Source organism: Niallia circulans (genome assembly GCF_007273535.1).
Taxonomy (GTDB): Bacteria; Bacillota; Bacilli; order Bacillales; family Cytobacillaceae; genus Niallia; species Niallia circulans_B.
Window position 1 is genome coordinate 1,459,015 of sequence record NZ_RIBP01000004.1, and the last position, 19,434, is coordinate 1,478,448.

General features: G+C 39.2%; 21 protein-coding genes. 12 read left to right on the top strand and 9 right to left on the bottom strand.

Going from position 1 to position 19,434, the window contains the following annotated elements:
• Positions 1-97 precede the first annotated feature (97 nt).
• Positions 98-433, top strand: a complete 336-nt coding sequence (locus CEQ21_RS15195; RefSeq protein WP_185765248.1) for a hypothetical protein — start codon at positions 98-100, stop codon at positions 431-433.
• A gap of 366 nt (positions 434-799) precedes the next feature.
• On the opposite strand, the gene CEQ21_RS15200 is transcribed toward CEQ21_RS15195, so the two are convergent.
• Complete coding sequence (locus CEQ21_RS15200) at positions 800-2,188, bottom strand: amino acid permease (RefSeq protein WP_185765249.1); 1,389 nt, start codon at positions 2,186-2,188, stop codon at positions 800-802.
• 530 nt (positions 2,189-2,718) lie between these two features.
• On the opposite strand from CEQ21_RS15200, the gene CEQ21_RS15205 reads away from it, so the two are divergent.
• Positions 2,719-3,996: an ATP-binding protein gene (locus tag CEQ21_RS15205; RefSeq protein WP_235907263.1), complete on the top strand. Its 1,278-nt coding sequence runs from the start codon at positions 2,719-2,721 to the stop codon at positions 3,994-3,996.
• A 42-nt stretch (positions 3,997-4,038) separates the two neighbouring features.
• Here CEQ21_RS15205 and CEQ21_RS15210 read toward each other — a convergent pair whose 3' ends face one another.
• The 5 genes from CEQ21_RS15210 to CEQ21_RS15230 all read right to left on the bottom strand — a co-directional run bounded on the left by CEQ21_RS15210 (position 4,039) and on the right by CEQ21_RS15230 (position 8,769).
• Positions 4,039-4,176 (bottom strand): hypothetical protein, encoded by a 138-nt coding sequence (locus tag CEQ21_RS15210; protein WP_185765250.1) that lies wholly within the window; start codon positions 4,174-4,176, stop codon positions 4,039-4,041.
• 80 nt (positions 4,177-4,256) lie between these two features.
• Entirely contained in the window at positions 4,257-6,200 is a 1,944-nt protein-coding gene (locus CEQ21_RS15215; protein WP_185765251.1) for an ABC transporter permease, read from the bottom strand.
• Positions 6,190-6,951, bottom strand: coding sequence for an ABC transporter ATP-binding protein (locus CEQ21_RS15220; protein ID WP_185765252.1), 762 nt, complete (start codon positions 6,949-6,951; stop codon positions 6,190-6,192). The genes CEQ21_RS15215 and CEQ21_RS15220 overlap by 11 nt, the downstream gene beginning before the upstream one ends.
• A 127-nt stretch (positions 6,952-7,078) precedes the next feature.
• Positions 7,079-8,083 (bottom strand): sensor histidine kinase, encoded by a 1,005-nt coding sequence (locus CEQ21_RS15225; RefSeq protein ID WP_185765253.1) that lies wholly within the window; start codon positions 8,081-8,083, stop codon positions 7,079-7,081.
• Positions 8,080-8,769, bottom strand: a complete 690-nt coding sequence (locus CEQ21_RS15230) for a response regulator transcription factor (RefSeq protein WP_185765254.1) — start codon at positions 8,767-8,769, stop codon at positions 8,080-8,082. Before CEQ21_RS15230 ends, CEQ21_RS15225 begins: the two co-directional genes overlap by 4 nt.
• Positions 8,770-8,898: 129 nt before the next feature.
• Between CEQ21_RS15230 and CEQ21_RS15235 the strand changes: the two genes are divergently transcribed.
• From CEQ21_RS15235 to CEQ21_RS15245, 3 genes are all read left to right on the top strand, one after another.
• Positions 8,899-9,720 (top strand): methyl-accepting chemotaxis protein, encoded by an 822-nt coding sequence (locus tag CEQ21_RS15235; RefSeq protein WP_185765255.1) that lies wholly within the window; start codon positions 8,899-8,901, stop codon positions 9,718-9,720.
• A gap of 77 nt (positions 9,721-9,797) precedes the next feature.
• Positions 9,798-9,974 (top strand): hypothetical protein, encoded by a 177-nt coding sequence (locus CEQ21_RS15240; protein ID WP_185765256.1) that lies wholly within the window; start codon positions 9,798-9,800, stop codon positions 9,972-9,974.
• Positions 9,975-10,166, top strand: a complete 192-nt coding sequence (locus CEQ21_RS15245) for a YwbE family protein (protein ID WP_185765257.1) — start codon at positions 9,975-9,977, stop codon at positions 10,164-10,166. It abuts the gene before it with no gap.
• Between the two features lie 46 nt (positions 10,167-10,212).
• Here the strand turns inward: CEQ21_RS15245 and CEQ21_RS15250 are convergent, their stop codons facing one another.
• Entirely contained in the window at positions 10,213-10,599 is a 387-nt protein-coding gene (locus tag CEQ21_RS15250; RefSeq protein ID WP_185765258.1) for a UPF0715 family protein, read from the bottom strand.
• A gap of 228 nt (positions 10,600-10,827) precedes the next feature.
• On the opposite strand from CEQ21_RS15250, the gene CEQ21_RS15255 reads away from it, so the two are divergent.
• The 4 genes from CEQ21_RS15255 to CEQ21_RS15270 all read left to right on the top strand — a co-directional run bounded on the left by CEQ21_RS15255 (position 10,828) and on the right by CEQ21_RS15270 (position 14,909).
• On the top strand, positions 10,828-11,442 hold the full coding sequence (locus CEQ21_RS15255; RefSeq protein WP_185765259.1) for a PH domain-containing protein: 615 nt from the start codon (positions 10,828-10,830) through the stop codon (positions 11,440-11,442).
• A 166-nt stretch (positions 11,443-11,608) separates the two neighbouring features.
• Entirely contained in the window at positions 11,609-12,415 is an 807-nt protein-coding gene (locus CEQ21_RS15260) for an alpha/beta fold hydrolase (protein ID WP_185765260.1), read from the top strand.
• A gap of 19 nt (positions 12,416-12,434) precedes the next feature.
• Entirely contained in the window at positions 12,435-13,637 is a 1,203-nt protein-coding gene (locus CEQ21_RS15265) for a SpoIIE family protein phosphatase (RefSeq protein WP_185765261.1), read from the top strand.
• Between the two features lie 111 nt (positions 13,638-13,748).
• Positions 13,749-14,909: an MFS transporter gene (locus tag CEQ21_RS15270; RefSeq protein WP_185765262.1), complete on the top strand. Its 1,161-nt coding sequence runs from the start codon at positions 13,749-13,751 to the stop codon at positions 14,907-14,909.
• A 40-nt stretch (positions 14,910-14,949) separates the two neighbouring features.
• Here CEQ21_RS15270 and CEQ21_RS15275 read toward each other — a convergent pair whose 3' ends face one another.
• On the bottom strand, positions 14,950-16,671 hold the full coding sequence (locus CEQ21_RS15275; RefSeq protein ID WP_185765263.1) for a sensor histidine kinase: 1,722 nt from the start codon (positions 16,669-16,671) through the stop codon (positions 14,950-14,952).
• Positions 16,672-17,373, bottom strand: a complete 702-nt coding sequence (locus tag CEQ21_RS15280) for a response regulator transcription factor (protein ID WP_185765264.1) — start codon at positions 17,371-17,373, stop codon at positions 16,672-16,674.
• A 150-nt stretch (positions 17,374-17,523) separates the two neighbouring features.
• Here CEQ21_RS15280 and CEQ21_RS15285 point away from each other — a divergent pair, with 150 nt between their 5' ends.
• From CEQ21_RS15285 to CEQ21_RS15295, 3 genes are all read left to right on the top strand, one after another.
• Positions 17,524-17,706: a hypothetical protein gene (locus CEQ21_RS15285; protein WP_185765265.1), complete on the top strand. Its 183-nt coding sequence runs from the start codon at positions 17,524-17,526 to the stop codon at positions 17,704-17,706.
• Positions 17,707-17,767: 61 nt separating this feature from the next.
• Positions 17,768-18,457 (top strand): ABC transporter permease, encoded by a 690-nt coding sequence (locus tag CEQ21_RS15290; protein ID WP_185765266.1) that lies wholly within the window; start codon positions 17,768-17,770, stop codon positions 18,455-18,457.
• A complete protein-coding gene (locus tag CEQ21_RS15295) occupies positions 18,457-19,359 on the top strand; it encodes an ABC transporter ATP-binding protein (protein WP_185765267.1) in 903 nt (300 codons plus the stop codon). The genes CEQ21_RS15290 and CEQ21_RS15295 overlap by 1 nt, the downstream gene beginning before the upstream one ends.
• The last annotated feature ends 75 nt before the right edge of the window (positions 19,360-19,434 follow it).

A 19,434-nucleotide genomic window follows, 5' to 3' on the forward strand; every position in this document is an offset into this window, starting at 1 on the left:
ATGTGAATAGCCTATCTTTCATGACCATTTTGTGAACTCACAGGAATAGGGGAGTTCTAGCAGGAATTTCAGAAAAAGAAAGGAGGGGTGAGCAATCATGCTGGATTTCCCTGGAAGTGTTAGTGATTATTTCTATGAACCTTTTTATGTGGTTGTATTGTTATTATTGTTAGGATTACTCTATTTTCCATTATTTTTATATTGTGCTGTAAATATAAAATTCAATATAATCGGCTATTGCTTGCTGGCAATATCAATTATCACCTATTTGCTTGTCGGCATCTATATGGTTGGCACTGGTTATTATTATGATACAGACCCAAGAGAAGGCCATATTATTAGAGAATATGGATTTTTAGAGCTGATTCTATTAACATATCCATACATCTTCCTATCACTTGCCTGTTGTATAGGTCAGAAAAAATCAAACTAGTGAAAGAGTGAAATAAGGATATGTGTATTTAAGTCTAGGTTAAAACTGGACTAATATAGCAGCTATCGAGTGGCCTCCGCTACATTCCACTAAAGTTTCTAATTATTGTATTTTGAATACCAAATTAAAAACAAACTCTACTTCCTCCCCGCGGAAAGCGAGTGGGTGCATCGCAATGAAACGACCTCACTTTAAAGGAATACTTTATATATTTTCAGGGACTAAAGGATCAAAGGTAGATGAAATTATTATTGTTCGTGGTTAGATATGATTTATTTTGTTTTTCCAAACTGGTTCTTTAATCTTAAAAAAACAGCACTCCTTGTTGGTTATATCCACCAACAAGGAGTGCTGCTCTTTTTATATTTAACGTTTTACCGCTGTTGTACTGTCTTGTTTCTCTGGACGTTCCTTGCCGATGCCAAAAGCGAAGAAGCTGATGATAACGAGGATAAGGAAAATAATTCCGACAACAAGGGAAACTTGTGTGTCTTTGTTGAAGCCCATGCCGACAAGGACGAACAATAAAAATGCAATGGATGCGTAATTTGTGAACGGAGCAAGTGGCATCTTAAATGGATGATTGCTCATTTCAGCAGCGTGCGCTTGTCTGAAACGGATTTGGCTGATTAAGATAATGAACCATGGCACCATTCCAGGAAGTACGCTGGCGCTGTAAACATAAACAAAGATGTTTGCTGGTGCAATATAGCTTAAGATAACACCGACTAATAAGCCGGCCATAACACCGATTGTACTGAACAACGGTACGCCGTTTGATGTCAGCTTTCCGAAGAAAGCCGGTGCCTGTTTGTTCATTGCTAATGTGTACAGCATGCGGCCAGCGCTGTAAATACCGCTGTTGCAGCCTGACATTGCCGCAGTGATAACAACGAAGTTGATGATACCGGCAGCAGCTGTGATGCCGACCTTAGCGAATGTCGCAACAAATGGACTTCCAACAGAGCTAAGCTGATCCCATGGATAAACAGTAACAATAACAAAAATTGCGCCAATATAGAAAATAAGAATACGCCAGATAATGCTGTTAATGGACTTTGTCAGTGTTTTCTTTGGATCCTTCGCTTCACCAGCAGTGATACCGATCAATTCAACCCCTTGGTATGCACCGATGACAAGGGAAAGGGCAAAGAAAAATCCTGTGAAGCCGCCTGAGAAGAAGCCGCCGTGTGCCCATAGATTAGAAAATCCGATAGCTTGTCCGCCGTTTCCAAATCCGAAGATGATAATACCTAAGCCTGCCACGATCAATAGAACGATTGTGACTATTTTAATCATTGCGAACCAAAATTCAAATTCGCCAAAGGATTTAACAGAAACTAAGTTAGCAGCGCCAAGGATTGCCATGGCGATTAAACCTGGAATCCAGGCTGGCAAGTCAGGGAACCAGTAGTTCATATATTCTCCAACTGCGATAATCTCCGACATTCCGACGATTACCCACTGGAACCAGTTGCTCCAAGCAGTCATATAGCCTGCTAGTGGGTGAATGTATTTGTGGCCGAATGTTGCGAATGACCCTGTACTTGGCTCTAAGTAGAGCATTTCTCCCATTGCACGCATAATAAAGAAGACGAAGATTCCTGCAATGGCATATGCGAGCAGGACAGAAGGACCTGTCCAGCCAATTGTTTTAGACGATCCAAGGAATAACCCGACACCGATTGTTCCGCCCAGTGCAATCATTTGGATATGGCGTGATTCCAAGCCTTGTGACAATTTATTATTTGACATGTATATTCCCCTCTTTCACGATTAAGCAGCCGTATTTTTTATAAGTAAGAAAAGCTCATGCAGTAGTTATTCGGCAACGAAATGATGAAGACGGAGTGAAATCTATCTTCTGACAATCTTCATTTCCTGCAATATATGAGTTGCATCTTGTAAGCTGATATCTATAAATGTTCATTTAACTTAACCTATCATAATAAATTTATCTAGAAAATACAATTGTATTTATGGGGAAGACATAAAGAAAGGGTTTTCGTGAACAGGTATTCCTTATTTTGCAATAGTGTACTAGAATGGTAATAGCTTGCCAAACCTTATAACAACAGCAAATAAAATAAATAATGCTATATAACAATAAAAAAAATTCCTGCTAAAAATTTCTTGTGATTTTTTAGAAATGGACAGAGGAAGGTGTGTGAAAAAAACAATATTAAAATTTTTCCAATTCCATGGTATAGTTGGTAGCATATAGAGATGTTTTGATAATAACAGCATAAGAGAGTTAATAATTTGAGATACAGGAGACAATGGATATGGTGGTGAAATCTCCAAAAATGAGAAGAAGAGGACAAGTAGTGTTAGTGCTAGTTTCAATCATTTTTACTTTGTATCAACATCTAGCAGACAATGAGTCTTTTTTTACGTTAGACTTCTTTATTTTTACAGCCATTGCCTGGTTTGTCGGTTTTCAAATTGACTTAGGCAGCTATTATGAGCAGAAAGCCCGTTTAAGTGAGGAGAGCTATCGTTTGTTAGTAGATTCCTTGCCAGAGCCGATTTTTATTCATCATAAAAATAAGATTATTTATGTGAATAAGGCAGCCGTTATGATGATGGGAGCAAACTCCACGCAAGACCTGATTGGCAGGAGCTTCGGAGAGTTTATTGCACCTGAGCATAAAGAACGCTGGGAAATGCGGATGAGTCTCGTCAAGACGGAAAATAAGCCGCTTCATCATATAGAATATAAAATGATGCGTCTTGATCAATCGGTTTTTTATTTTGAAGTGAGCTGCTTGGCGATTACCTTTGACGGTAAAAACGCGGTGCTTGCCCTTGGCACGGATATAACAGAGCGAAAAGAACGGACGAGCCAATATGTCCAAAAGTCAGAGAAGATGGCAATGCTTGGGCAAATGTCTGCAGGAATTGCTCATGAAATCCGCAATCCACTGACAGCGATAAAAGGCTTTATCCAGCTGTTAAAGTCTGATGATGACAAAAATGAATATTTAGAAATAGTCTTGTCTGAAATTGAGAGGATAAATACAATCGTAGGAGAGTTTCTGTTTCTTGCCAAGCCGACAGCAGATGTATTTCAAAAGAAAAATATAAATAACATTATTAATGATGTGGTCACCTTTATAAATGCACAGTCCAATCTATACAATACTCAAATTTATACGATGATGGACGATAATATCCCGTTGATATTATGTGAAGAGAACCGCTTGAAGCAAGTATTCCTTAATCTCCTGCAAAACTCGATTGAAGCAATGCCAAACGGTGGAATTATTGCAATAAGCGTAAAAATGATTGAGGGCGAGCAAATTGTCATCCAAATTGCAGACCAAGGGATGGGCATTGAGGAGGAAAGATTGGCAACACTCGGTGAACCCTTCTATACGACAAAGGAAAAGGGAACAGGACTTGGATTGATGACATGCTATAAGATCATTGAAGAAGGCCATCGTGGCCAGATGAGCATCCAAAGCACTGTCGGTAAAGGTACAACCGTACAAATCATCCTGCCAAGCCTAACACAGGAAATGCTTGGGACAAGCATACATACGAAATTTGCAAAAGAATAGAAGAAAAGCAGGCCAAGGGAAAATGGCCTGCTTTTTGTTTGTTTATTTATTAAATTTAGTCTTCAGCTTATCTGTTAACTTTTCGCCCATTTCTCGTTCTTTGTCGCGAACCTTTTCATTCCTCTGGGCCTTTTTGGCAGCATTTATTGCTTTGTCTTTGTATTGGTCAAAATTACTCATTTCTATCATCCTCCTAAAAGGTTTATATCGTATATATAGACCTTCTGGCAGAAGATAAACTGCCAATAATAGGTAAACTGTTAAAGTGCGCTATTAATTACTTTTTTATAGTATAGAACAGATAATAGTCCAAAGATGGAATAAAGAAGGGTGTAGACAACCATAACAGTCAGCATTGGTGTCCAAGCTGTTCCGAAAAAGAACCAGCCTGATTGGACGGCGAAATAACTGTGCATAAGACCGATCAAAAGTGGTATGCCAAAGCTGAACAATTGCTTGCCTCGAATGCCTCGCAGCAAATCACCCTTCGTATAGCCAAGCTTTCTTAAAATCGTGTAGTTATGCTTTTCTTCTTCTCCTTCATCCATCTGCTTAAAGTACAAAATACAGCCTGATGTGATAAGGAAGGTAAGTCCTAAAAAGCCGACAATAAACATGGTTAGTCCCATATTAGCTTTGTTGGTTGTGGCCATGTCGAGTCGGGAAAGGCTGAATTCCTGCTCTTCTAGTTTAAGGTCATGATAAATATCATTAGCATTGGCAATTTCACTGTTTTTGTTTATATCAATTCCATAATAGGTGCTTGCTGCTAGCTGCAATTTATCATTTTTGTTTTTGCTAAGCTGATCATAAACTTTGTTGTCGACAATTACTGTCGGCATGCCGCCAGCTGTGTACTTATAGGAAATGACTGGCACGTCATCCATACCAATGAGGCGCAGCGGGATTGAATCATCCTTTGTTTCAAGCGTCACCTCGCCAGTATTTTTCATCGGCATAAACTCCTTTAATGCACCATCATAGTTCGTAAATAATGTTTCGCCTGCCTCTAAATCTACCCCTTTAACACTGTTTTCGCTCACAACAGCAAGTGTCGTCATATTCGGGTCGAAGTTAAGATTGTTAAAATCAGCCTCTAAGATTCTGCCGATATTAATATCAGCCATCACCATATCAATCTTCGTTTCATCATATGCTATCTCGTTTTTTGTTAATTGATCTGTAAATAACTTTACTTCCTGACTGCTTCCGAATGAAAAATTAGCAGGGATACTATTCTCTGCGTTCTTCTCGGCAGAATAGTAGGAGATATAGCTTAATGACAGCAAGGCGATTGCAAGTGCAGATACAGTTGTAATGATTGTCAACAGGAGCGAGTTGGATTTCATCTTGAACATAATGCTCGATAAAGACAGCACTTCGTTAATGTTTAAATAGCCGTTTTTGCTTTTGCGGACAAGATTAAACAGAAAGCTGACAGAGCCCTTATAGAAAAGGTAGGTGCCAAGGATGACAGTGCCTAAGATAAAGGCCATTGCCCCAAACAGTTCATTCATTGTCTGAAAATCGCCATCAAACAGCTTTGAGGAAACATAATAGCCTGAACCGATTCCTGCTATCCCGATAATCCCAATAATAATCTCTATTACGGACATTTTTTTAACTCTGCCTTCCGCAGACGAGGTTACTCTGAACAGGTTTAAGATTGTTTGTCTTTTAATGAAGATATAGTTCATCAGCATAATAAAGACGTAGATAACTGCAAACACAAGAATGGTCTGTCCTAACGCCTCTGTTGAAAAGTGAAGTTTGGCAATACTTTTTACGCCAGTTATCTTAAATAAAACTAAGATAATCAGCTTGGAAAAGGAAAAGCCGACAAAGGTGCCGATAAGAATTGCCCCAAAGTATAACAAGAAATTCTCCACACCTAAAATCCAAAAGATTCTGTCCTTCGTCATTCCGATTAACTGAAACAGTCCGATTTCCTTACTGCGTCTTTTAATGAAAATAGTATTCGCATAAAAAAGGAAAATTGCAACAATCACAATTAGCAATATTGAAGTAACTCGGATTGCAGCTCCACCCTTGATCGTTCCTTCGACAGCATCCATCGACGGATCATATTGAAGAGTAACGAAAGCGAAATACAAGCACACACTGAAAATTAACGCAAAAACATACAAGTAATAATGCTTGATGTTTTTGAGGAGATTGCGAAAAATGAGCTGATTAATGTTCATATTGCACCCCGCTCAATATTCCTTGTGTTTTCATAATATCCTGGAAGAAGTGTTGTCTGTCTTGCTCGCCTTTATTCAATTGAGTATAAATCTGTCCGTCTTTAATGAAAACAACTCTGCTGCAGTAGCTTGCTGCAAGCGGGTCGTGTGTGACCATCAGGATTGTTGCCGCAAGTGTTTCGTTCAGGCTGCTCAGCTTGTTCAAAAGGTCTGAGGCTGATTTACTGTCAAGCGCGCCTGTCGGTTCATCTGCGAAGATGATGCTCGGTTCATGGATAAATGCTCTTGCTGCAGAGGTGCGCTGCTTTTGGCCGCCAGAAATTTCATTTGGATATTTGTCTTTTATCTCATAAATGCCAAGTTCATTTGCAATTCTTGTGAAGCGGCTGTCTGCTTCCTTTCTTGGCGTCTTAGTAATGGAGAGGGGAAGGAGAATATTCTCCTTAACCGTCAATGTGTCAAGCAAATTATAATCCTGAAAGATAAAGCCAAGTTTATTTTTGCGGAACTGAGCAAGCTGCTTTTCCCTCATTCCAGTTATTTCACTTCCCTCAATCTTAATGGTGCCATTACTGACCTTGTCGATGGAGGATAAAACATTAAGCAAGGTAGTTTTTCCAGAACCTGAAGCGCCCATAATGCTGACGAATTCACCCTTTTCAATCGAAAGGCTGACACCTCTCAGTACCTCTTGTTTATTAAATTTGTTTCCGTAGCTTTTTTGAATTTGATTTGCTTCAAGTATTTTCAAATCAATTACAACTCCTTTTGCCTTGTTATTTATCTTCATTATAGGTATCTGAGAGAATTCCATCCTTCGAATCAGCGAACAAAACAGAAGAAGCATGTGACAGTTTTGTCACATGCACGTCATAAGGCTATCTGCTTAACAAATGGACAAAGTCATTCTTTTTCGGGAAGGTTAACGTGAATACCGTCCCTTTTTGCGGGATGGAGTCCACTTCTATTCTTATATGCAAAGCATCTGCTGCTCTTTTTGCCAAATATAGTCCCATGCCTGTTGCATGATTGTTGTGGTGATTCGCTGTTGAGGTGAATCCTTTTTCAAAGATGCGGGACAGATCCTGCTTGGCAATCCCAACCCCAAAATCCTTAATTTGTAAACAAACTTGATCATATTTAATACTGCTTGTAATAACAATATCGGAGGCTTCGCTGTACTTTACGGCATTTGTCAGCAGCTGTCTTAGAATAAATGACAGCCATTTGCTGTCTGTCAGCACCTCGGATTGTGCAAGCTCCACCTCAAATCCGATGCCCTTTTGCATGCACCATGTTTGCAGTATGCGAATTTCATCATATAAAAGTGGTTCGATTGCAATCTTTTCAATATATAAGTCATTTTGCATAAACGGAAGGCGTTTGGAATGAAGCTGCTGGTCAAGCAGATGATGAATGCGCAGCCATTCATACGTTAAATTGCCTCGCATTGCTTTATTCTCAAGCCTGTCAATTAACAGGCGCAATGTTGTCATCGGTGTCTTCACTTCATGAATCCAAGAAAGCAGGTCATCCTTTTCCTGCTCTAATGCGACAGTATTTGTGAGCATTTCTTTTTTTAACAACATCGTCTGTTGGCGCAGACTTTCTGAGACGATTTCCTCAAATGGACTTTCAGGTGAAGCGATAGCCGACAAATCAAGATTATCCTCCCTTTCTGTTAAAGTCTTATAAAACGGAGTTTCCTTTTGATAGCGCCAAAACAGAAACAGCAGGAAAATCAGTGAGGATAAAAAGACTGTGTACAAAACAGATGTGAAAGCCAGCGTTTCATCAAGTGCTGCTACAATAAGGCTGAATGCCTGCAGAAAAAGAAACATAATAATCCAGCTTCGTTTTTCAGAAATAAACTTACCAATCATGACAGTTCCTCATCAATGGCGATATAGCCTTGTCCGACCTTTGTCTCAATAAACCTGCCAATTCCGATTTCGTCGAGCCGTTTGCGGAGACGATTAACATTGACAGTAAGCGTGTTATCACTAATGAAGCGGCTGTCATTCCAGAGATGCTCGATGAGTGTGTCGCGGCTGACGATTTTATTCTTATGCTCGACAAGCAGTCTTAATATAAATGCTTCATTTTTTGTCAGCTCAATTGTGCCAGTTTCATTAGCAACTGTATTTGTTTCATAATCAAGGGTTGCATTACACCAAGTCTTCTTTTCTGTTTGCTCAAGGCTGTAGTTGTATACTCGGCGGAGTATGGCTTGTATTTTGGCAATCAGCACCTCGAAATGGAAGGGCTTTTGGACAAAATCATCTGCACCGAGCTGCATCGACATCACCATATCTGTCGGATGATCTCTTGACGATAGAAAGATAATCGGAACCTTTGATTGTGCTCGAATCATGCGACACCAATGAAAGCCATCAAACCTTGGAAGCTGGATGTCGATAATGACAAGATCAGGCTTCATCTCACTAAAGTCCTCCATTACCTTTGCAAAATCAGTAATCCCATATACTTCATAGGACCACTGACTAAGCCGATCCTTAACTTCTGCGAATAATGTTACATCATCTTCAATTAATAAAATTTTAAACAAAAAATCACCGCACTTATAATTGGTTATATTTGTATTATAAACCTGTTGCATCTAAAAAGGGTAGGCATGTTTAGTAATTCCTTGCTTAAGTGATACTAATGGTAACGAGATCGGAAGGGAGCTTGAGATGTGTTAAACAAAGCAGAATCATTAGAGAGTATTATCGCTGTCATCCCAATAATGAAAATAGCCATTCCGATAGACTTGTCGATTGCCATTTGTGATAAAGAAAAGTTTATCGCCTATTTTCCTGGAGATACAATCGATTTGAATATTAAAGTAAACCAGCCACTTTCAAAGGAGGAGCCTCTTGCGGTTGCTTTAAGTCAGAAAAAAACCCTCAAGGCCACTGTTCCAGCTGATTACTACGGCTTTGAATTCACAGGTACAGCAACACCAATTGTGAATCATAACAATGAGGTGATTGGCGGGATTGCGGTACAGGTTCGCCGGCAAACAGAGCTTAGGGAAATTGTCCAGCAAATCCAAGCCTCCTTGTCACAAGCAAATGAAAGGATAGTCCAAATGACGGGCAGTTCTGATTCATTGGCTGATTCCTCCCATGATCTTCTTCATCAATCAAAACAGACAGAAGAAGAAGTTAATAAATCGACTGAAGTGCTGTCGCTCATAAAAAGGGTGGCAGATCAGACAAATCTGCTTGGCCTTAATGCGGCAATTGAAGCAGCAAGAGCTGGGGAAAAGGGGAAAGGCTTTGAAGTTGTTGCAAATGAAATAAGAAAATTTTCGAAAGAAACGGTGCAATCAACCCAGCAAATCAATAAGACGATGGAGCAGATAAAGGAAGCAACAAGCAGGATGAATTTGTCGATAGAAAAAATCGCAGCTATCGGACAGTCACAGGCAGATTCTGTTAAAGAAACAAGCGCATATATGGAGAAAATTCAGGAAATGGCGGAAAAGCTGAATCAATTCGCAAATGAATTGTAGAGAATGATTTCTTCCTATTTAGGTGTGTGATATAGTAGCAATAGCAAGTCCAGAAAATGTAGTGGAGGTACTAAAAAATGTCAGAACAAGAAAAGAAAAAAGTTAGTCTTAAGGATGCAATGAAGCAGCAGCTTGCCAAAAAAAAGCAACAATCTCAACAAGATCAAAACCTGAACGGCAATACAAAAATGCAAAAAATGAACAGTCAGCAAACGAAAAAGACGAATAACCAAAGAAGAAGAATGGGTGTATAAATGAACGGTCAAAACAGGAAGGATATCACACCTGGTTTAACGGTCGAAATCGTTTTGAAGGCAGACCAGAAAACCGGGAAAAGGACAGTTGGAGTCGTAAAGGATATCCTAACGAATTCCTCCTTCCATCCACATGGAATTAAAGTAAGATTAACAGACGGGAAAATCGGACGAGTGCAGGCCATTCGCTGATTTTCTTTTTTTTGTAGAAAGGAAGAAGCGATGGATAACGCAAGAACTAGCTTTCTTCCTTCTTTTGCAGCAAAACGGAGTCATATACCCAAAAGATAACTGTAGACGTGCCAACGAGTATATAAAATGCCGCCGAGGTAAAAGGATTCGCCTGTCCATATAGCATATACAGAGCTGTCACCACTGCAGAGGCTACACTATAGGTAAAAAGATACACAAGACTAAAGCTTTTAGGCTTTTGATTTAGTTTGATTTGCAGCGGTGTAGCAATAAATAGATAAAATAAAAAGAATATAAATGAAAAAATGCCAAGCATTAAAAAAGAGAATTCGCTAGATATAAATGAATAAACAAGACTAAGCGTAATGGCTGAAAGAAGAGAACAAATGAAAGACTTGCCGATTAGGTCGGAGTCCATATAAACTTTTTCCAAACGGAGCACCTCTACTGACTTTGTAATTAAATGACAATATTACCTACAGTATATAGTATATGTTTCAAAGCTTGTGATTGTAAGAATCTTTTTTCCTAAGTAGCTAGTAGGACATCCATTAAAAAAATAGGTTCCAACGAGTGATTGATTCGTTTAAAATGAAAGGTAGTTATTGTAAAAAGGTAGATGAATGTACAAGCAGATTCCAATTGAGGAGGAAGTAATCCAATGTTCAAAAAAATCGCGTCAGACGCATTAGGTTTAAGTGATGTAGGCAGTGTTATCCACCCATCTGATTATGATAAAGTAGATGCTGATGATTATATCCTGCATGAGGATAATGAAAAGATTTACTTTTTGATTAAATCAAAGTCAGATGAATATTGTTTCACAAACAGAGCGTTAGTTCATCTTGATGGAACGAGTGCGCTCAGCAAAAAGAGAAGTTTGAAAAGATATTCGTACAAAGAGCATGCGATTTCAGATGTGCTGATGGAAACAGCTGGCACGATTGATCTTGATGTGGAGATTAAGTTCTCGATGGGCTCTGTTCCATTTAGCATTGATGTTCATAAAAACCATATTGAAGCAATCAAAGACCTTTATAAAGCATTAATTCGAATCAGTGAACTGACACACGAAAACGAAATTTCGATGGAATATGCAAAAGAAAGTCTGCAAATCACATCGAATACTTTAGTGCGTGCTTCTATTCAAGAGGGAAGTGTTTCTGAGCATTTCCGTCATATTAATGACCATGTATTCAACTGGCTGATGAACAGCCGCAAGAAATATAATGTGAAGGATTTCGGCTTCGTTTTTGAAAAATATATTAATAATTAATAGCAATAGGCATCTTCCTTGAGGATGCCTATTTATTTTAGCCGAAACTCGAAAGCTAAGGATATTTTGATTTTAAACCATATTGTTTTAATTTTTGCTTATTTCTATCATATAATTAACCTAACAAATATAATAGAAGAAAACGGTTTCTTCTGAGAGGATTATAATGGAACGGACAATAAGGCAGCGTAATAATGTTAAGGTAAGTGGAGAAGGGACAAAAACAATCATTTTTGCCCATGGATTTGGGTGTGACCAAAATATGTGGAGGTGGACGGCTCCCGCTTTTGAAAAGGACTATCGAGTTGTCCTATTTGATTATGTTGGCTCAGGTCAATCTGATATTTCCCAATACGATAAGGTTAAATATGACAGCTTGCAAGGCTATGTACAGGACGTTATTGATATTTGTGATGATTTGCAGCTGGAGGATGCTGTGTTTGTCGGTCATTCCGTCAGTGCGATGATAGGGATGATGGCAGCAAATCAAAGGCCTGAAAGCTTTGATAAGCTGATTATGATTGGACCTTCTCCGTGCTATGTGAACAACCCGCCATACTTTGGAGGGTTTGAGGAAGCAGAGCTTCATGGGTTAATCGATTTGCTCGACAAAAACTATATTGGCTGGGCTAAAGGCTTTGCAGCAATGGTCATGGCAAATGAGGAACGCCCCTCTCTTGCAGAGGAGCTGATGATGAGCATCTGTTCAACAGATCCAGTCATTGCCCGCCAGTTTGCAATCGCGACCTTTTTCTCTGATTACCGCCATGAACTGCCAAATGTAACAGTGCCTGCTCTTATTATTCAGTGTTCTGATGATATGATTGCACCAGCAGCTGTCGGTGAATTTGTTCATCAGCAAATCCCGAACAGCACGCTAAAAGTAATGGATGCTGCAGGACATTGCCCTCATTTAAGTCATCCGGAAAAAACAGTGGAATATATAAGGGAATACTTAGGAGCATTTTTGTAGGAGAAGGGACTGTTGATTTTTGGATAGACAACTGGATGAGATGCCTTGCGGGTATTTGCTGCTCTCAGATGAGGGCGAAATTTTGTCAGTTAATAAAACATTGCTAGAACTGTTAGGATATGAACAAGCTGATATGGTGAACAAGCATTTTCATCAAATACTGACGAAAGCCTCAAGAGCATTTTGCCAGCTTTATTTTTTTCCGCTTTTGAAAATGGAGAAGAAGATTGATGAAATGCATTTTGCTTTTCTGAAAAAAGACGGGACAGAGATGCCTGCCCTTATTTTTGCCCGCCGAAAGTCAAAGGAAGGCGGAGTTGTGAATGAATGTATTTTTGTGCCGATGCTGCAACGGCTTGAGTTTGAAAGTGAGATATTAAAGGCGAGAAATATAGCAGACGCTGCACTAAAGGAAGCAGCAACGACAAATGCAGAGCTGACAAAGGTTCTGGAAGCATTAAAGGTGAAGCAGGAAGAGCTTGTCAAACTGAATAAACAAAATGAGGACTATCAGGAGCGGATCACAAGGGAGCTGGAGCTCGCGAAAAGCATCCAAGGCATTTCACTTTCAGTACCTTTTGGCAATGAAGAAATTGCCATTTCTGCTTACTATCAGTCCTCTACTGAACTGTCTGGCGATATGTACAGCTTTTATAACATATCCCCGGGGAAGTATGGGTTTATCATCTTAGATGTGATGGGGCATGGCATTTCATCTGCATTAATTTCCATGTCCTTACGTTCCTTGTTCCAAATGCTGATAATGAAAAAAGCTTCAGCAGCAGAAATTATGAGAGAGCTTGATACACAGCTGCATCTTCTATTTAGAAATGGAGATGGCATAAAGCATTACTGTACAGCCATCTTTTTGACGATTGACACGAACAAAAAGGAGATTGAGTATATAAATGCTGGCCATCCACCGGCTGTTTGGATTGGACCTGATAAGGAAGTGACGGAATTCAAAGCAACAATGCCTCCAATTGGTATGTTTGAAAATTTGAATTTCCCTAAAAAAAGTTTTTCTTATCAGGAATCTGGCAGGCTGTTCCTATATACAGATGGAGTAACAGAGGCAATCTCTTCAAATGCTCTTCATCTATTGTTGAAGGAAAAAGAACCAAGTGAAATGACAAAAGATAAAATTGTCCATTTTCTTGAGCTTGATGAAGAAATGGCAATAAAGGTCGATGATCGTTGCTTTCTGCTGATTGATTTGTAGAAAGCAGCGTGTACAGCGGCTCTTTTTTTTGTTTTTTTATTAAGATCGCAGCCACAGCTTTTGTTTTTTCGATATAATGGTTTTTATTTAGTATTTAGAAAGGGGAAATATATGAACAAAAAATATCCAGTAGCATTATGGACATTAGTAATTGGCGCATTTGCCATCGGCATGACAGAGTTTGTCATAATGGGCTTGCTGCCAGAGGTGGCTCGCGATGTTAATTCATCCATTGCCGCAGCCGGCCAGCTGATTACTGGCTATGCCCTTGGCGTTGCGGTTGGCGGACCAATTCTTGTCCTTATTACATATAAAATGTCACAAAAGAACTTATTAATGTTGTTAATGTTAATATTTATTCTAGGCAACTTAATGGCAACAATTGCTTCAAGCTATGGTGTCCTTATGGCTTCCCGACTGCTGACGTCATTGGCTCATGGGTCCTTCTTTGGAGTCGGAGCAATTATGGCAGCGAGCCTTGTGGAGTATTCCCGCCGTGCGAGCGCAATGGCATTAATGTTCACTGGTTTGACTGTCGCTAATATTATTGGCGTACCATTCGGGACATTTGTTGGCCAGCAATTCGGCTGGAGAAGCAGCTTCCTTATTATAGCAATTATTGGTTTTATCACACTTATAGGCATATACATGCTTGTCCCGAAACCGAAGGAACAGAAAAAAACCGACTTAAAGAAAGAGCTTGCTGTGCTTAAGAACAACCAATTATGGCTTGCCCTGTTGATTGCAATGTTCTGTTTTGGCAGTGTGTTCACATTATTTACGTATATCACACCAATACTGACAGACGTAACAGGCTTTCAGTCGAATGCAGTCTCATGGATGCTCGTCGTCTTTGGTATTGGTGTAACAGTTGGTAATATCGTCGGCGGCAAGCTGGCAGATTGGAATATTAACCTGTCCTTGCAGTATATTTTAGTTGTCTTTATTCTGTACTTCTTTGTTTTATATGTACTGCAATTCTCAATGGTCTTAATGATCCCAGGCATATTTATATTCGGTGTTCTTGCCTTTTCAATGGTGCCAATGCTTCAATTCCGAATTCTCGGTCTTTCAGCCGAAGCACCAACAATTGCCAGCACACTTAACCAATCAGCAATGAACCTCGGCAACGCAGGCGGAGCATTTGCAGGCGGCTTGTCTGTAACATATTTACCGCTTCATGATCTTGTTTTGGTAGCACCCATTATAACTGTGATCGGCTTTATTCTTTTGTTTGTTCAGATGAGAGGAGTTAAGGCGAGGGCAGCTTGACTATGTGAAAAGGATTCTTCCTATGCGGAAGAATCCTTTTTTAATCGCCGAGCAATGGCAATAGAATTCGAATACTTGTGCCTTGTTCTGGTTCGCTTTTCACATTGATGGAACCTCCGTGGAGTTCTATCAGCTTTTTGGTAATTGCCATGCCAAGACCTGTTCCGTTATTGGAGCTGCTTGTATTTGTTCCTCTGTAATAGCGTACAAACAGTCTATTCAATGTTTCTGTATCCATGCCAACACCGTTATCCTCAATTGTAATTGTCAAAAGATACTGGTCAATTAGTCCGGTTGCTACCGTAATAGTCGTTGCAGGTGCATTATATTTGATTGCATTTTCAATCAAATTTTCCATAATACGACGGAACCATTTAGGGTCAACTGCTGCGATAATCTCACCATCATATGGCAGGAACACAAACTCATTTTGAGTTCCTGTCGGACTATTAATATAGTGAATGATAATACGTCTAATCTGCTCATTTATTCCCACTTTTTCTTTGGCAATAGGGAAGGCATTGCTCCTAAGCTGGTAGGTTAATGTTAAATCTTCTAGAAGCTCCTTCATGTACTGAGACTTTTCTGCAATTGTTCCGGAGAATGTCCTGATTTCCTCTTCAGACCAAGAATATTGGTCTGAACGAAGCATTTCTGCATAGCCTCCGATTGTGGCAAGTGGTGTTTTCAAGTCATGTGATAGTCCGCTGATCCATTCATCTCTTACTTTAGTTGCTTTTTTTCTTGTCTGTTTATTTTTTTCTAAAGTTTCCGTCAGTTCTGTTAGCGTTGTAATCAGTTCCTTATAGATCCTATATTTCTTTTTTAGCTTGCCTTTTTTGTTGTGCAAGCTGGAGCGGTTATTAGAACCTTGAGTATAAAGACCATTCCCTAACTCACCAATCCATTTAATGATTGTCACAAGTGGAGCACCGAATTTATAACCATACCAAATCGTTATTGTTAGTAATAGAAGGAGGATAACGACAAAAATGATGAAGGCAGTGCTGCCGACTGTTTTTAATAACTCGTTTGCGATTTGCTCATGATTCGTTTTTTCAGTGCTAACAAGAAGAACCTGGCCTGTCTGTTCATGATAATAGGCAGCGGAATCACTGTCTTCCTTCTGAGTAAGCTCCAGCAGTTCTTCAAGTGAATAGTTCGCTTTTTGTTTATCTGCCAAATAACCGTCCTGACTGGTGCCATTTTTGCCGACGAGCTGTATCCAGCCTTGGCTGCTTTTTATTGTTTCTTGTGCAGTCTCGGAAAGATTCAACAATCCTTTTTCCCAATTCACATCTTCTTTAACAGTAGATAATATTGCCTTGCTGCTAGTCTCCGTTCCAAAGATAATAATGAGTGGATTTTTCGTATCTGTCCTTATTGTCCAAACTTTATAATCATACGACATTGGCTCATTTCCAGAAAAAAATGCGCCATAATCATTATTTGTGAACGTGAATTCAGCAGGTGTGTTGTATGTCTTCAAAAGCTCGCCATCCTTAGAAAGCACTGCAAGCCATCCGTCTTGTTTCTTTGTCAGATTTTTAATATCTGAATCAATCCTTACTTCCCCATTGTCTATTGAAAAGGAAGCTTCTATGGAAGATGCATCTGCTGTTGTTAAGTCACTTGATACTTCAAAATTTGTTAAGGAGTAGCCGACGAATATCCAAAAGGTAAGAAAAATAATAGCTAAAAAAAAGGACACAAGCAGAAGCTGAAAAAAATACTGCAAATAAAATCGTTTTGGCATATTCATTTAACGGTGACCTTCTGTTGCTAATTTATAGCCGAGCCCTCTCACTGTCACGATATACTGAGGTTTACTTGGAACTATCTCGATTTTTTCCCTTAGTTTGCGAATATGAACCATAATTGTATTGTCTTCACCGAGAAAGTCCTCTCCCCAGACATTTTCATAAAGCTGTGCCTTACTAAAAAGCTGATTTGGATGCTTGCAGAAAAACAGCAATAGCTGATAAACCTGTGCAGGCAAGTTAACCTTCAAGCCTCTCACACTCACTTCACCAGAATAACTATTAACGACCAAGTCGCCATAATGAAAGCTGACAGCTTCCTTAGCATTGGTGCTTATATGTCTCCTTAAGTGGGCTTTGACTCTTGCAACTGCTTCAAGGGGATTAAACGGTTTTGTTATATAGTCATCTGCACCTAATGCGAAGCCGGACAGCTTATCAAGATCTGTTGACCTTGCTGTTAGGAAGAAGATGGGGGCATTACTTCTTTCTCTTATGAGCGGGCAGATATCAAAGCCGCTTCGGTCTGGAAGCATTACATCAAGAAATATCAAATCATAGCTGTTTGCCATGCAAAGGCGTAGTGCTTCCTCTGCTGTTTCGGCAGTATCAATCCGCTGGAAACCTTCTTTTTTCAAGATGACCGTCAACATTTGGTGAATCGCCTGCTCGTCATCCACAATTAATAGCCTTTTATTTTCCATAAATCTAATCTCCTAATACAGAATATATAAAAATATCATATCACTTTTTTGGTAAAAATTTTGAAATTAAGGAAGAATTAAGGTTCTGTTTCTAAAGAGGTAAGGTACGATAGATATAATCCTTTATAGAAAAGGAGCAGGAGGTGCAATTTGAAAAAAGTATTTAGTATTATGGCATCAATAACTGCAATTCTTATGTTCTCCAAACATTTTGGCAATGAATTCGCAGATCAACATTATAATAAATTGGCTATTTTATTGATCATAGGTTTGTTGGGTCAAGGTATCTTTCAGTTTTGGGGCAAAAAGGCCCACAATCCTACTGGAGAATAGACCAGTTTTCGAATGATATGAAAGAGTTTTTTTGTATTCTACATGACGGAGGGAAGCTAACATGATTGAAATAGGAAAAAGAGAGTTTTTACAGCTATTTAAAGGAGTCAAATCAGTTCTGATTATTTTGTTGTTTTTAGTGACTTCCTATTATTCTGCTAAGTTTGCAGAACCATTAGCTGCGGTAACAGAGATGACAGCAAAGGAAGCGGCCCAGGCTCATGTAGCGGGATTAATGTTTTTAATATTATTATTCGGTCAGCTTTTTGTTACAAGCCTGTCCCATGACAGCATCAATAGGGAGATACATGAACGAACGATGCGTTTTTTAGTGACAAAGACAACAAGGCGGTCCATTTTACTTGGGAAATTTTTTGGAATTTGGATGTTTTGGTTTGTTAGTCTGTTTTTATCCTATCTAATTATCAGTATCATAACAAAAAAGGTAAGTATATTATTGTTCAGCCAGACAATGAGTCTGCTCACATTCCAGGTGGCTTTTGTACTCTTGTTATCGGTTTTGATTACAAAGCCGGGCATTACGATGTTTTTTGGTATCATAAGCAGTCTAATCTTTCCGATTATCGGAGGATGGTTAGTGCTTACTTCCAATCCGACAATTAGCTGGTTAAAATATTTAACGCCATATTATTACATGGAAAATGAAGACTATAATTTTTTGGTTATTTTTGGATTTGCAGCTATCCTTATTTATCTTGCTGATCTTGTGTTTAAAAGGAGGGAATGCTGATGACGGTCATTAAAGCAGAAAAGGTTACAAAAGCATATAACGGAGTAAACGTTGTCGATGGCGTTGACTTAGCAATTTATAAAGGAGAGATATTCGGTTTTCTTGGCAGAAATGGGGCTGGAAAATCAACCTTTATTAACATGCTGACAGGTATTATACAGCCGTCATCAGGTTCTTTTACGTTGCTAGGAGAAGATGGCAAACAATTAGATGTTAAAAGGAGAATTGGAGTGATGCCTGATTATTCCACCTTTTATGGCTCATCCACTGCTCTTCATCATCTGCGGTTTTTCTCTGCACTGTCTGGTAATCCCGCATCAAAGGAGGCATGTCTAAAAGCATTGGACGCAGTCGGTTTAGCCGGGCATGCCAATAAAAAGGTGGGGAAGTTTTCCTTTGGAATGAAAAAAAAGCTTGGAGTGGCACAGGCAATCATTCATGATCCTGAACTTCTGTTTTTAGACGAACCTACCTCTGGGATGGACGCTGAGTCTGCGATTCAAATTCAGCATTTAATTAAAAGTCTTCATAAAATGGGGAAAACAATCTTTTTAACCTCACATAATTTGGATGAAGTGGAGAAGCTCTGCACAAGAATAGCCATTATGAAAGAAGGAAGGATAGTCAAGATTGGAACAATGGACGAACTTCGTGCCTATTATCGTACTACTATCATTGTCAAAATAAAACATGGTCCAATCCCATTATCAGAAGAACAAAAGCTTTATGATTGGCTTCAAGGGAAAGGGAAAGATATTCAGCTTGGAGAAAAAACACTTGAGATTACCGTGGATGAAGAAAGAAAAATTGCTGAAATCACAAGAGCCTTCACTGCCTGCAATACAGATATTTATCGTGTTGAAGTAGAGGAACCGACGTTGGAGGAGATATTTTTGGAATAGTGAAGGACCCTCTGATGAAGGGTCTTTTTTGTTTGCAAATGGAGAAGTGATAAATGTCATCTCAAAGAATCAACT

Bases quoted from the DNA above. Each gene is read 5' to 3' on its own strand.
- CEQ21_RS15195 (WP_185765248.1), top strand. From the start codon at position 98: ATGCTGGATTTCCCTGGAAGTGTTAGTGATTATTTCTATGAACCTTTT.
- CEQ21_RS15200 (WP_185765249.1), bottom strand. From the start codon at position 2,188: ATGTCAAATAATAAATTGTCACAAGGCTTGGAATCACGCCATATCCAA.
- CEQ21_RS15205 (WP_235907263.1), top strand. From the start codon at position 2,719: ATGGTGGTGAAATCTCCAAAAATGAGAAGAAGAGGACAAGTAGTGTTA.
- CEQ21_RS15210 (WP_185765250.1), bottom strand. From the start codon at position 4,176: ATGAGTAATTTTGACCAATACAAAGACAAAGCAATAAATGCTGCCAAA.
- CEQ21_RS15215 (WP_185765251.1), bottom strand. From the start codon at position 6,200: ATGAACATTAATCAGCTCATTTTTCGCAATCTCCTCAAAAACATCAAG.
- CEQ21_RS15225 (WP_185765253.1), bottom strand. From the start codon at position 8,083: ATGATTGGTAAGTTTATTTCTGAAAAACGAAGCTGGATTATTATGTTT.
- CEQ21_RS15240 (WP_185765256.1), top strand. From the start codon at position 9,798: ATGTCAGAACAAGAAAAGAAAAAAGTTAGTCTTAAGGATGCAATGAAG.
- CEQ21_RS15245 (WP_185765257.1), top strand. From the start codon at position 9,975: ATGAACGGTCAAAACAGGAAGGATATCACACCTGGTTTAACGGTCGAA.
- CEQ21_RS15255 (WP_185765259.1), top strand. From the start codon at position 10,828: ATGTTCAAAAAAATCGCGTCAGACGCATTAGGTTTAAGTGATGTAGGC.
- CEQ21_RS15260 (WP_185765260.1), top strand. From the start codon at position 11,609: ATGGAACGGACAATAAGGCAGCGTAATAATGTTAAGGTAAGTGGAGAA.
- CEQ21_RS15270 (WP_185765262.1), top strand. From the start codon at position 13,749: ATGAACAAAAAATATCCAGTAGCATTATGGACATTAGTAATTGGCGCA.
- CEQ21_RS15275 (WP_185765263.1), bottom strand. From the start codon at position 16,671: ATGAATATGCCAAAACGATTTTATTTGCAGTATTTTTTTCAGCTTCTG.
- CEQ21_RS15280 (WP_185765264.1), bottom strand. From the start codon at position 17,373: ATGGAAAATAAAAGGCTATTAATTGTGGATGACGAGCAGGCGATTCAC.
- CEQ21_RS15290 (WP_185765266.1), top strand. From the start codon at position 17,768: ATGATTGAAATAGGAAAAAGAGAGTTTTTACAGCTATTTAAAGGAGTC.
- CEQ21_RS15295 (WP_185765267.1), top strand. From the start codon at position 18,457: ATGACGGTCATTAAAGCAGAAAAGGTTACAAAAGCATATAACGGAGTA.